Source organism: Pseudomonas sp. P42 (genome assembly GCF_017973755.1).
Classification (GTDB): domain Bacteria; phylum Pseudomonadota; class Gammaproteobacteria; order Pseudomonadales; family Pseudomonadaceae; genus Aquipseudomonas; species Aquipseudomonas iridis.
Genome location: NZ_JACOPU010000009.1, coordinates 154,156 through 167,531, shown reverse-complemented (window position 1 = coordinate 167,531; position 13,376 = coordinate 154,156). Strand labels below are relative to the sequence as shown.

10 protein-coding genes are annotated in these 13,376 nt (G+C 60.7%); 6 read left to right on the top strand and 4 right to left on the bottom strand.

The genetic code is table 11. From position 1 onward, the window contains the following. The 5 genes from H8B20_RS26440 to H8B20_RS26420 all read left to right on the top strand — a co-directional run bounded on the left by H8B20_RS26440 (position 1) and on the right by H8B20_RS26420 (position 7,824). Complete coding sequence (locus tag H8B20_RS26440; RefSeq protein WP_042558795.1) at positions 1-1,074, top strand: microcin C ABC transporter permease YejB; 1,074 nt, start codon at positions 1-3, stop codon at positions 1,072-1,074. A 1-nt stretch (position 1,075) separates the two neighbouring features. Next, positions 1,076-2,095: an ABC transporter permease gene (locus H8B20_RS26435; RefSeq protein WP_042558794.1), complete on the top strand. Its 1,020-nt coding sequence runs from the start codon at positions 1,076-1,078 to the stop codon at positions 2,093-2,095. 1 nt (position 2,096) lies between these two features. Next, positions 2,097-3,707, top strand: a complete 1,611-nt coding sequence (locus H8B20_RS26430) for an ABC transporter ATP-binding protein (RefSeq protein WP_210625057.1) — start codon at positions 2,097-2,099, stop codon at positions 3,705-3,707. A 19-nt stretch (positions 3,708-3,726) separates the two neighbouring features. Then, complete coding sequence (gene fabI / locus H8B20_RS26425; RefSeq protein ID WP_007910591.1) at positions 3,727-4,521, top strand: enoyl-ACP reductase FabI; 795 nt, start codon at positions 3,727-3,729, stop codon at positions 4,519-4,521. Positions 4,522-4,671: 150 nt separating this feature from the next. After that, positions 4,672-7,824 (top strand): hypothetical protein, encoded by a 3,153-nt coding sequence (locus H8B20_RS26420; protein WP_210625056.1) that lies wholly within the window; start codon positions 4,672-4,674, stop codon positions 7,822-7,824. A gap of 100 nt (positions 7,825-7,924) precedes the next feature. Here H8B20_RS26420 and H8B20_RS26415 read toward each other — a convergent pair whose 3' ends face one another. The 4 genes from H8B20_RS26415 to H8B20_RS26400 form a co-directional block, all read right to left on the bottom strand. After that, on the bottom strand, positions 7,925-8,893 hold the full coding sequence (locus H8B20_RS26415; RefSeq protein WP_210625055.1) for a GGDEF domain-containing protein: 969 nt from the start codon (positions 8,891-8,893) through the stop codon (positions 7,925-7,927). Positions 8,894-8,955: 62 nt separating this feature from the next. Beyond that, the gene (locus H8B20_RS26410) at positions 8,956-9,534 is read right to left on the bottom strand and encodes a hypothetical protein (RefSeq protein WP_210625054.1); all 579 of its coding nucleotides are present in this window, start codon (positions 9,532-9,534) and stop codon (positions 8,956-8,958) included. Between the two features lies 1 nt (position 9,535). Beyond that, entirely contained in the window at positions 9,536-11,698 is a 2,163-nt protein-coding gene (locus H8B20_RS26405) for a xanthine dehydrogenase family protein molybdopterin-binding subunit (RefSeq protein ID WP_210625053.1), read from the bottom strand. Positions 11,699-11,718: 20 nt separating this feature from the next. Continuing rightward, entirely contained in the window at positions 11,719-12,174 is a 456-nt protein-coding gene (locus H8B20_RS26400) for a (2Fe-2S)-binding protein (protein WP_007965305.1), read from the bottom strand. Between the two features lie 260 nt (positions 12,175-12,434). On the opposite strand from H8B20_RS26400, the gene H8B20_RS26395 reads away from it, so the two are divergent. Further along, positions 12,435-13,265, top strand: coding sequence for an alpha/beta fold hydrolase (locus tag H8B20_RS26395; protein WP_210625052.1), 831 nt, complete (start codon positions 12,435-12,437; stop codon positions 13,263-13,265). The last annotated feature ends 111 nt before the right edge of the window (positions 13,266-13,376 follow it).

The window sequence follows — 13,376 nt, the reverse complement described above, 5'->3', positions numbered from 1 at the left end:
ATGCTGGCGTATATTTTTCGGCGACTGTTGCTGATCATCCCGACCCTGTTCGGCATTTTGCTGATCAACTTCGTGATCATTCAGGCTGCGCCCGGCGGGCCGGTCGAGCAAATGATCGCCAAGCTCGAAGGTTTTGAAGGCGCCACCAGCCGCATTGCCGGCGGCGGTGCCGAAGTGTCGGTGGCCGGTTCCGCCTATCGCGGTGCGCAGGGCCTCGACCCGGCGCTGATCAAGGAAATCGAGCACATGTACGGGTTCGACAAATCGGCCCCGGAACGTCTATGGATCATGGTCAAGAACTACGCATCGCTGGATTTTGGCGACAGCTTTTTTCGCGACGCCAAGGTCATCGACCTGATCAAGGAAAAGCTGCCGGTATCGATCTCACTAGGGCTGTGGAGCACGCTGATCATGTACCTGGTGTCGATCCCGCTGGGGATCGCCAAAGCCACGCGACACGGCAGTCACTTCGATGTCTGGACCAGTTCGGCGATCATCGTCGGCTACGCGATCCCGGCGTTCCTCTTCGCGATCCTGCTGATCGTGGTGTTTGCCGGCGGCAGTTATCTGGACTGGTTTCCGTTACGCGGCCTGACCTCCAACAACTTTGACGAATTGAGCCTGGGCGGCAAGGTCCTTGATTACTTCTGGCACCTGGCGCTGCCGGTGACGGCATTGGTGATCGGCAATTTCGCGACGATGACTCTGCTGACCAAAAACAGCTTCCTCGACGAGATCAACAAGCAGTACGTGGTCACCGCCAAGGCCAAGGGCCTGACCCGTCACCGCGTGCTCTACGGTCATGTCTTCCGCAACGCCATGCTGCTGGTGATCGCCGGGTTTCCGTCAGCGTTCATCGGTATCTTCTTCACCGGCTCGTTGCTTGTGGAAGTGATTTTCTCGCTCGACGGCCTCGGTCTGATGAGTTTCGAAGCGGCGATCAACCGCGATTACCCGGTGGTGTTCGGCACCCTGTTCATTTTCACCCTCCTGGGGCTGGTGGTGAAACTGATTGGCGACCTCACCTACACCCTGGTCGATCCGCGTATCGACTTCGAAAGCCGGGAGCATTGAGATGAACCTGTCCCCTCTCAACCGCCGCCGCTTCGAACTGTTCAAGGCCAACAAGCGCGGCTGGTGGTCGCTGTGGCTGTTTCTGATCCTGTTCGGGCTGAGCCTGGGCGCCGAATTGATCGCCAACGACAAACCGCTGGTGGTGCATTACGACAACAACTGGTACTTCCCGGCGATCAAGCGCTACCCGGAAACCACCTTCGGCGGTGAATTTCCGCTGGAAGCCAACTACAAGAGCCCGTACATCCGTGAACTGCTCAAGGCCAAGGATGCGTGGGTGCTGTGGGCGCCGATTCCGTACAACTATCAAAGCATCAACTACGACCTGAAGGTCCCGGCCCCTGCCCCTCCGTCGGCGGACAACCTGCTGGGCACCGATGATCAAGGTCGCGATGTGCTGGCGCGGGTGATTTACGGCTTCCGCATTTCGGTACTGTTTGCCCTGACGCTGACCATTCTGAGTTCGATCATCGGCGTGATCGCCGGGGCCTTGCAGGGCTTCTATGGTGGTTGGGTGGACTTGGCCGGACAGCGTTTTCTGGAGATCTGGTCAGGGTTGCCGGTGCTGTACCTGCTGATCATTCTGGCCAGTTTCGTCCAGCCGAATTTCTGGTGGCTGCTGGGGATCATGTTGCTGTTTTCGTGGATGAGTCTGGTTGATGTGGTGCGTGCCGAGTTCCTCCGTGGCCGTAACCTCGAGTACGTACGCGCAGCGCGGGCGCTGGGCATGCAGAACGGGGCGATCATGTTCCGCCACATTCTGCCCAACGCCATGGTCTCGACCATGACCTTCATGCCGTTCATCCTCACTGGCGCCATCGGTACGCTCACTGCACTGGACTTCCTTGGTTTCGGCTTGCCGGCCGGCAGTCCGTCGCTGGGCGAGCTGGTGGCCCAGGGCAAATCCAACCTGCAAGCGCCGTGGTTGGGCATGAGTGCGTTTGCGGTGCTGGCGCTGATGTTGAGTTTGCTGGTGTTTATCGGCGAGTCCGCTCGCGATGCCTTCGACCCGAGGAAGTGAAATGAATCAGGACAATCTGATCGAAGTGCGCGACCTCGCCGTCGAATTCGGTGTCGGCGAGCGCCTGCACCGGGTGGTGGAGGGCGTGAGCTTCGACATCAAACGCGGCGAAACCCTGGCGCTGGTCGGCGAATCCGGCTCGGGCAAATCGGTGACCGCCCACTCCATCCTGCGTTTGCTGCCGTACCCAATGGCGCGGCATCCGGCCGGCAGCATCAATTACGGCGGGCAAAACCTGTTGGGCCTGAGCGAGAAAACCATCCGCCACATCCGCGGCAACCGCATCGCGATGATTTTTCAGGAGCCGATGACCTCGCTCAATCCGCTGCACTCGATCGAGAAGCAGATCAACGAGGTGCTCGGCATCCACAAGGGGCTGACCGGCAAAGTCGCGACCAAGCGCACGCTGGAGCTTTTGGAGATGGTGGGCATCCCCGAGCCGCACAAGCGCCTCAAGGCCCTGCCCCACGAACTGTCCGGCGGCCAGCGCCAGCGGGTGATGATCGCCATGGCCCTGGCCAACGAGCCCGAACTGCTGATTGCCGATGAACCGACCACGGCGCTGGATGTGACCGTTCAGCTGAAAATCCTCGATTTGCTCAAGGAACTTCAGGCCCGATTGGGCATGTCGCTGCTACTGATCAGTCACGATTTGAACCTGGTGCGAAGAATTGCGCATCGCGTATGTGTCATGCAGCGCGGTTGCATCGTCGAACAGGCATCGTGCGCAGAGCTGTTCCGTTCGCCGCAGCATCCGTACACTCGGGAATTGCTCGGCGCGGAGCCCAGCGGAGGCCCGGCGACCAATAAAATCGGGGCGCCGCTGCTTGAGGTCGAGGACTTGAAAGTCTGGTTCCCGATCAAGAAAGGCCTGCTCAAGCGCACGGTGGATTACGTCAAGGCAGTGGACGGCATCAATTTCAGCCTGCCTCAAGGTCAGACTTTGGGCATTGTGGGCGAAAGCGGTTCCGGTAAATCCACGCTGGGTCTGGCGATTTTGCGGCTGATCGCCAGCAAAGGCGCGATCCGTTTTGAAGGCAAGCAGCTAGACTGCCTGACGCAGAACGAGATTCGCCCGTTGCGCCGGGAGATGCAGGTGGTGTTTCAGGACCCGTTCGGCAGTCTGAGCCCGCGGATGTGCGTCAGCGACATCGTGGGTGAAGGCCTGCGGATTCACAGGATGGGTACCGCCGCCGAACAGGAAGCGGCAATTATTGCGGCATTGAAGGAGGTAGGTCTGGATCCGGAAACCCGGCACCGCTACCCCCACGAATTTTCCGGTGGGCAACGGCAACGCATCGCCATTGCTCGAGCGTTAGTGCTCAAACCGGCGCTGATCCTGCTGGACGAGCCGACTTCAGCGCTCGACCGGACGGTGCAGCGGCAAGTGGTGGAGCTGTTGCGTTCACTGCAAGCCAAGTACAACCTGACGTATTTGTTCATCAGCCATGATCTGGCTGTCGTCAAAGCGCTGAGCCACCAGTTGATGGTGGTCAAGCATGGCCAAGTGGTCGAACAGGGAGACGCGCAAGCAATCTTTGCCGCCCCTGAACATCCGTATACACAGCAGTTGCTGGAAGCCGCTTTTTTGGCACCAGCCACTGCGCAATAACCTGAAAGAGGAGCAACACATGGGTTTTCTCGCCGGTAAGCGCGTACTGATCGTCGGTGTCGCCAGCAAGCTGTCCATCGCATCCGGCATCGCTGCCGCCATGCATCGCGAGGGCGCTGAGCTTGCCTTCACTTATCAGAACGACAAACTGAAAGGTCGTGTTGAAGAGTTCGCCCAAGGCTGGGGTTCGAGCCCTGAGCTGTGCTTCCCGTGCGACGTGGCCAGCGATGAAGAAATCGCCAAGGTCTTCGAAGCACTGAGCAAGAAGTGGGACGGCCTGGACTGCATCGTGCACTCCGTTGGCTTCGCCCCGGGCGACCAACTGGACGGCGACTTCACCGAAGCCACCACCCGTGACGGTTTCCGCATCGCTCACGACATCAGCGCCTACAGCTTCGTGGCCCTGGCCAAAGCCGGCCGCGAAATGATGAAAGGCCGCAACGGCAGCCTGCTGACCCTGTCGTACCTGGGCGCCGAGCGCACCATGCCTAACTACAACGTCATGGGCATGGCCAAGGCTTCGCTGGAAGCTGGCGTACGTTACCTGGCCGGTTCCCTGGGCCCGGACGGCACCCGCGTCAACTGCGTATCGGCTGGCCCGATCCGTACGCTGGCCGCTTCCGGCATCAAGAACTTCCGCAAGATGCTGGCCGCCAACGAAGCGCAGACCCCACTGCGTCGCAACGTCACCATCGACGAAGTCGGCAACGCCGGCGCGTTCCTGTGCTCTGACCTGGCGTCGGGCATCAGCGGTGAAATCATGTACGTGGACGGCGGCTTCAACACCACCGCCATGGGCAACATCGAAGAGTGATCTCGATGTAGAAGAAACCGCCTTTCGAGGCGGTTTTTTTTCGCCTGCGCAAAACGCGCGCACGGGCAATAACTATGTACCACCGGAGGTTCTCCCCGTCGTTCGACAATCGACGCTCAGCGGTTTTCAACCGCCTATAGGAGAACACTGATGGACGAAACCGAACCGCAACCGCAACCGCAACCGCAACCGCAACGCGACCGGCGCGAACAGGCGCTGATCCGATGCCTCATCGATGAATTGACCGCCGTGCCGGTCGCCAGCCCCGACGCCCCGCTGCGCACCCTGGAAATTCCGCGCGAGTGCCTGCTGCATGAGTGGACAGAGCTTTATTGGTCTGCACTGGAGCGCCCGGAGTTTCTCGACTGGGCCAGCCGGTTCCACATCGACCTCGACACCCTCAATCTCAAGGACGACACGTTACAGGTCCTGACGGCCCCGAACGGCACGCGCACCCTGCGCACATTCACCCTGGAGGACGACTCCGGCTGGTGGCAAATGGCACCGATCCTGTGGTCGATCTCCCAGCGCATCGATACGGCCGGATTCGGCCTGCCGTATGTCGGCGGCAAGTCCGCCAACCCGCTGCATCGTTTTCCGCGCCGCGTGGTGCTGGCGTTTTACGGTTATCCGGAGCCACAAAACGTGCAGCAGGCTCGCGCATTGATCAATGAGCTGAAACACAGCGGCCTCGCGCGCATCAACGCCGACGGCCACACGACGTCCGCGCTGGTCGTGGAGCGCAGCACTCAGCTCCAGGATCTTCGCGACATTGCGACGACACTCGAACAGGCCCTTGCGGAAGACGAGCAACTGAAGCGGCCGTTCGACCGTGCGAGCATTGCCGGCCTACCGATTACCCTCACGTCAGGCTCGCAGCTGTCCAACGCCGCTTTAGCCCTCGACCTCGATCACGTATTGAGCCGGTACGGCTACCCATTGCCGCAAAACAGCCAGCAAGCCCGCACGCTGGTCTCGCGTTTGCGCCAGCAGACCTGGCCACCCCTGCCCTACGTCAGTGAGTATGTGCAGACGGCGCTGCCCATCCTGCGTTACCAACAGGCTTTCGGCGACGTCGAGAACTGCCAGCACATCATTCGGCGGCTGGAGGCGTTTAGCCGTAACAAAGACGCCACGGCGCCAATTGATCTGACGGAACAGAGCCAACCGATGCCGGTTTCTTCATTGGGGCACCGGGTGGCCGCCGACAAGGTGACCCTGGCGGCGTTCAGGGCCAATGCTGCGTTTCAAGCGATTCTCAGGCGCGAAAACCTGCGGGCGAACAGCCCATTGTTGGTAAGCGAAAGGGGCCACGTGGGGACGCCAGGCAGGAACGACAGTTGGGTCAACCTGACGGCAAAGGTGAAAAAGAACAGGGAGCTGAATGCCATGCTCGAGCGGCTTAAATCACTGGCGGCCGAGGCCGGTGGCGCCATGCGCAGCAACGGCAAGGTCAGCCTGAGGCAAATGATGCGTTTCTATGAAATGAATCTGCCCGACAACGTCGAATCGGCGCGACGCATCGCGCAGTGGGAAAAAACCCTGTTGGCCCTGCATCCCTCTTACATGGATCACTGGTACCTGTTAGGCCACCCCGGCAAAAACGCCGAGCGATTTACCGTGGAGCAACGCCAACTGATCATCGACACCACCCAGGCATTCGTCCCCCCTGACAGCGCACCGCTGATCGACTACCTGAGCGAAGGCGTCGACACCGACCTGCCCCGCGCAACACTGCTGGCCAAAGCGGATTACCGGATCAGCCAGATCCTCATCACGCCCCGTTCGCATGCGCTGGGCAACCAATTGTTGAGTGCGTTCAAGCAGGCGTACAAAGAGAAGGCATTGATTGCCGTCAACCGCGAACGTCTGATAATGGCGGCGCTGATACTCAGTCTTGATGCGAACATCGGCGAGCAGCTCGACCGGGTCGTGGGCCAACCGTTGAACGACCGCTTTTTCTGGGGTGAAAGTCTGAGCGAGGTGCGTCGCTTCATCGAGCATCAATCCGGTCTGGCCGCGATCACAAACAAAACCCTGGCCACCCACTTGCTGTTGTCGGGCATTGCGCCGGAGTTTCTGATTCGCGGCATCCCGGACTCCGTCACGTACATCAGCTCCATTGACTGGGTCAAACTGAAACAGACGGTGTTGCATGTCGAGCATCTCAAGTCAGGCCTGAGCCGACTGATGTCGTTCGACCAACTGATGACCCTGGCCAGCATCCCGATCGCGCTGACTGCACAGACGTACGAGAGCAAGTATGCGAGCGCTGCGCTGGTCGCCGACTGGGCCATCGCCCGAGGTCTGATCCAGCGTGATCCCGAGCTTGCCGGCAACACCTATGACGCAGCAACGCTGGGACAGGCTGCCGCCCGGTTCAGCGCGCACACGCAAGCGTTGGACCGGCTGCGCCAGGAAGCTTTCGACTCAGGGTTCGCCACGCCTTACACCGTGGCACTGGCCGATCTGCAGACTGTCTTCGGCCATCACCTGCACCTGGAAGACAGGGTTCTGGTCGCGAGCGACGCCAGCGCCAATGCGCACAACCAGGCGCCTTTTTACTCCCTCGTCGAGCTGCACATGGCCGACAGGTTGAAGCCCGACATGACGCACTGGCGCTCGACGCTGGCAGCGTTGAATCTGCAAACGATGGCGCCGCAGTTTTACCGACTTAGAAAGGTATCGGGGCAATTTCAGTCTGCACTGGCCAGCCGCCTGACGCGTTTGAAAAACGCCTACGTCGCGCTGATCAAGGAAGCGTTCTGCGAGCTGCCGTTGCAGCAAAGGCTCGATATCGAAGACGGTACGCTGCAACTGTTTGCGCTGCACCCGGTAGCAGAGCCGCAGCAGCCTGCCGGTGCGGGGTCGTTCGCCATCATCGCGTTGCTCGAGGGTTTTACCTCGCGGATTTTCGAAATTTTCGTGCGCCACTCGCAGGTGCGGTTGCGCAGGGACATTCCCCCGTCACTGTTGATGTCAGCCGCTCAGCGCGAGCTGCCATTCGATGACGAGGCCTACCGGCGCGGCACGCGTCCTCGTGAGCAGGCGATCTGTCAGGGCACCATTGTGCGTCTCGACGTACCGGGGGCGCCGTTCACGCGGCAGTCGGCCGCGATTCCCGACACCTACGCCTCACCCGCAATCAACGCCATCGCCCAGGCCGCAGTCGATCACATGTTCAAGGAGCGCGAAGCATCAGCCCTGGAGCGTGCCGGGGCTACCCTCGACCTGAAAGATGCCGAGACCTGCCATGCGGCCTGGTTGGCGTTCTATCAATCCTTGAGTCCGTACGAACGATGACAACGCGCCGAACGTCACCGGCGCCATTATGTTTTGAGCGGTTTGCTGGAGTTCAGGCATGCCGCCGCCCGTGTGGGAGCGGGCACTGCGCTTCAGGTGCTTACTGGATACGCTTCAACGCCTGTTTGTGCGCGTACATCGCCGTGTCCGCGTCGGCCAGCAGGCGGTCGACGTTGTCGTGGCGTTGCGCGTCGTATTCGATCTGGCCGACGCTGAAGCGGATGGCGTAACCACGGTGGAGCGTGGCGTTGCGTTCTTCGAGAATTTCCTTGAGGCGTGCCATGACCGCTGTGGTCTCGATGTGGCTGGAGCCGGTCAGCAGTGCGACGAATTCATCGCCGCCCAGGCGTCCGACCACATCGCTCTCACGAAAGGCGATGCGCAGCACATCGGCGAAAGTCTTCAACGCGTTGTCGCCCTCGGCATGGCCGTACAGATCGTTGATTTGCTTGAAGTCGTTGAGATCGAAAAACAGCAGCGTCGCCGGGCGACTGAGCCGGGCGCAGGCGTCCAGGGCATGTTGAGCCAGCTGCTTGAAGCCGCGACGGTTGGACAGCAGCGTCAGCTCGTCCATGCTCGCCATCTGCACAGCCGTCAGCTCTTGCTCGGCCATTTCGGCCAGATCACGTAGCAGTGCACGCTCCTCTTCGTCGAGATCACGGGGTTTGGTGTCGATCAGGCACAACGTCCCAAGTTTGTTGCCAGTGGGCACGGTCAGCGGATAGCCGGCGTAGAAACGAATGTTCGGCTCGCCGGTCACCAACGGATTGTCATGGAAGCGCTCATCCTCGCGGGCATCGCGCACCAGCAGGAGGTCATCCTTGAGAATCGCGTGGCCGCAGAAGGAAATGTCCCTCGACGTCTCGGTAGCATCGAGCCCGACACAGGATTTAAACCACTGACGGTCCTTGTCCACCAGCGTCACCAATGCAATGGGCACATTGAACAGACGTTTGGCCAGCCGCGTGAGTCGGTCGAAACGCTCTTCGGGGGCCGAATCCAGAAGATTGAGGCCATGCAGCGCCTGAATGCGCGCCTCTTCGTTGGCAGGTTTTCGGGGAACCAGCATCACACACTCCATTGGCATCAGTGTTCCTAAGAGTAGCGCTAATTCTCCTCGGCCTCACCCCATCAACCACCCACTACAGGACATGGCCCCCCAGCATCGGCCCAGAGCTTGAACTGGTTCACGAATATGTCGTGCGGCACCGGCACTGGCGCGCGGCCGGTGCCGGGATTCCAGCCCCAAAGCACCAGTTTGTCCTCGCTGACATGTTTGATCAGCGCGGCGAAATCGCGGTCGCCATTGCTCGAACGGTCTTTGATCATCGCGCACAGCTTGTCCGGCGGCAGGCCGATCCAGGCCATTTTGTGCGCCGCTGGGGGCAGGCTCCAGTGCGGCGCCCCCGGCGGGGCATGGGGGCCATAACTGGCCGGCGGATTGTTGTCAGCATGACACGTGGCACAAGGCAAACCGGCGGCGCCCTTGCCGTCCATACCGCGCACAACGCTCATCGCATGAGGAATGCCGGCGTCGAATTGCAGCGGCGAATCGCCGGGAATGTGGCAGTTCTGGCAGCGCGGACTCTGGAACACTTTCTGCACCGTGGCGAAGGCTTTCAAGGCCTCCTGCTCGTCGGCGAACACATCCGCGGCATAGCCGCCCAGACCGACCAACACCACCGCTCCCAAGACCAGATGTCGTTTCATCTCATACCCCCGACAGTTGCAGCGGCAGCTCGCGCAGGCGTTGCCCGGTCAGGGCGTACACCGCGTTGGCCACCGCCGGTGCGGTCGGCGGCACACCGGCCTCGCCGATGCCGCCAGGTTTGTCGCTGCTGGGTACGATGTGCACCTCGACCACCGGCATTTCGTTAAGCCGCAGCACCTGATAATCGTGATAGTTGGACTGCACGACCGCACCGTCCTTGAGCGTGAGCTTGCTGTGCAGCGCCATGCCCAGACCGAAGGTGATGCACGATTCCATCTGCGCCGCGATGCTCTGCGGGTTGGCCGCAATCCCACAGTCCACCGCGCACACCACCCGATGCACGCGAATCGCCAGATTGTCCTGGGACACCTGCGCGACCTGCGCCACATAACTGCCAAACGATTCGTGCACCGCGACACCCAGGGCATGGCCATCCGGCAGCGGCGCTGTCCAGTTGGCCTTCTCAACCGCCAGATTGAGCACGCCGAGATGACGCGGATGCTCCTTGAGCAATGTTCGCCGGTATTCGACCGGGTCCTTGCCCGCCGCCGTGGCCATTTCGTCGATCAGCGACTCCATGACAAACGCCGTGTGGCTATGCCCCACCGAACGCAGCCACAGCACGTTGATTCCGGTCTGCGGTGAATGCAGATCGACCTGATGATGGGCCAGACCTTTGACGTACGGACTGTCGCTGACACCTTCGACGGACGTCGGGTCGATGCCGTTCTTGACCATGGTCGCTTCCAGCAACGTGCCGGTCATGATCGACTGCCCGACCAGCACATGCTGCCAGCTCAGGGGCAGCCCATCCGCGCCAAGGCCGATTCGCGCCTGATGCAGAAACATCGAGCGGTAATAACCGCCGCGGATATCGTCCTCCCGCGACCACACGGTTTTCACCGGCAGACCCGCCGCTTTCGCCACTTGCACGGCTTCAGCGACAAAATCCGAAGTCGGATTGGCCCGGCGGCCAAACCCGCCGCCGAGGAATTCCGTGTGGATTTCCACCTGCTCGGGCTTCAACCCGGTGATTTTTCCGGCAACCATTTGGTCGAGCGTCTGAAACTGCGTGCCCGTCCAGATTTCACATTTCTGCTCGCTGATTTTCACCGTACAGTTCAACGGTTCCATCGGCGCATGCGCCAGGTAAGGCACGCTGTATTCAACGTCGATCTTCTTCGCCGCTTTGCTGAAGTTGCCCTTGGCATCGCCGGCCTGACTGGCTGATGTGCCCGGTGTGGTGGCCAGTTTGCGAAAGCTCTCCAGTAGCTTTTCGCTGCTCAGATCCGCGTGAGGCCCAAGGTCCCAATCGACTTTCAGCGCATCGCGGCCCAGTTTCGCCGCCCAGTAATGCTCCGCAATTACCGCGACGCCACTCGGCACCTGCAGCACTTTATGTACGCCCGGGATCGCCAATGCTTGAGCGCCTTCGAAGGACTTGACCGTCGCCCCGAAAACCGGCGCACGGACGACCATGGCGGTCATCAAACCCTCGAATTGCACGTCCATGCCGAACTTGGCGCGGCCGGTGATTTTCTCCGGGGTATCGAGGCGTTTGGTCGGTTTGCCGATGACCTTCCAGTCCTTGGCCTCCTTGAACGTGATGGATTTCGGATCCGGTACCGGCAGTTGCCCGGCGGCGTCCGCCAGTTCGCCGTAGGTTGCGCGTTTATCGCCAGCCATCACTACACCCGATTCGGTGCGAATCGTCGAAGGCGCGACGTCAAAGCGTTTGGCCGCCGCTTCGACCAGCATCTGCCGGGCCGTTGCACCGGCTAACCGATAACGGTCGAACTCCATCCAGGTTGACGTCGAGCCGCCAGTAATCTGCATGCCGCCGAAAGCGGGCATGCCGTAATCCGCCGCCGACGCGGGCGAATGTTCGACGCGGATGGTCGACCAGTCAGCGTCCAGTTCTTCGGCGATCAGCATGGTCAGGCCGGTCCAGATGCCCTGGCCCATTTCCGAATGCCCGAGCAGTACGGTGACGCTGTTGTCGGCGCCGATGCGCAGAAAGGCATTCGGCGCAAAGACTTTGCCCTCACCCTCCGCCGCCATGGCAAACCGGTGGCCGCCAGGCACGGCAAACGCCACCACCAGACCGCCGCCCAACAGGGCACTGCCTTTGAGAAAACCCCGACGCGATACGGGACTGTTCATCGTTTATCTCCCCGTCAGGTTCAACCGATCTCGGCCGCACGTTTGACCGCTGCGCGAATTCTTGGGTAAGTGCCGCAGCGGCAGATGTTGCCGGAGAGCGCCTGATCGATATCGCTGTCGGTAGGTTTGGGGATTTTCGCCAGCAAGGCGGCGGCCGACATGATCTGCCCGGACTGGCAATAACCGCACTGCACCACATCGAGTTCGGCCCAGGCTTGCTGCACGGGGTGCGAGCCATCCGTGGACAAACCTTCGATGGTGAGGATTTTCTGCCCATGGGCGACGGCCGTGGCCGGGGTGATACAGGCACGCAACGGCGCGCCATCGACATGCACGGTGCACGCGCCGCACTGCGCCATGCCGCAACCGAATTTGGTGCCGGTCAGGTGCGCGACATCACGCAGGACCCAGAGCAACGGCATGTCCGCGGGGACGTCGAGCTCTTGATCCTTGCCATTGATATTCAAAGTCAGCATCGGGATTTTCCTCAGACTCACGGTGTTCTGAAGGGGCATCACTGCGGCTGTAAAGCCTGCGCGCGCCTCGGCTTATCCCTTTCAGCAAAGCCTAATTTGCGCCTCAAGCCAGACGTGGCGACCACCGGTCATGCACATGTCGACTTTAATCCTACAGTTGATAACGGCTCGCACTGCGCCGCCAGAGGAACACTCGTACCAGCGAACCGATTCGCGAACATCTCGCGGATTGCCCTCCATATGTGTCAGGAGTAGCGAACATGGGATTTGTCACCACCCAAGATGGCGTCGAAATTTTCTACAAGGACTGGGGACCGAAGGACGCCCCGGTCATCCACTTTCACCATGGCTGGCCGCTCAGCTCCGACGACTGGGATGCACAGATGCTGTTCTTTCTGGGGCAAGGCTTTCGGGTGATTGCCCATGATCGCCGTGGCCACGGACGTTCGAGCCAGGTCTGGGACGGTCACGACATGGATTACTACGCCGATGATGTCCTGGCGGTGGTCAACCATCTGGGCGTGAAAAAAGCCGTGCACGTCGGCCACTCCACCGGCGGCGGTGAAGTCATCCACTACATCGCCCGCCATGGCCAGGACAAAGTCCTCAAAGCAGCGATCATCAGCGCGGTGCCACCGCTGATGGTCAAGACCGACAGCAACCCGGGTGGTTTGCCGAAATCGGTGTTCGATGACTTGCAGGCGCAACTTGCGGCCAATCGTGCACAGTTCTATCGCGATGTGCCGAGCGGTCCGTTCTACGGCTATAACCGACCGGGTGCCGAGGCGCAGGAAGGTGTTATTGCCAACTGGTGGCGCCAGGGCATGATTGGCGGCGCGAAAGCGCATTACGACGGCATCGTGGCGTTCTCGCAGACCGATTTCACTGAGGATCTAAAGCGCGTGACGGTGCCGGTGCTGGTGATGCATGGCGAAGATGACCAGATTGTTCCCTATGAGAACTCGGCGCCTTTGTCGGCGAAATTGCTGCCAAATGGCACGTTGAAGTCGTATCCGGGGTTCCCGCACGGGATGCCGACGACGGAGGCTGCGACGATTAATGCGGATTTGTTGGCGTTTATTCGCGGGTGATCATTCCTGGAGTCAGAGACTTGGCCCTGTAGAAGCGAGCTTGCTCGCGAAAGCGGTCTGTCAGTGAATATCATGCTGACTGACCCACCGCTTTCGCGAGCAGGCTCGCTC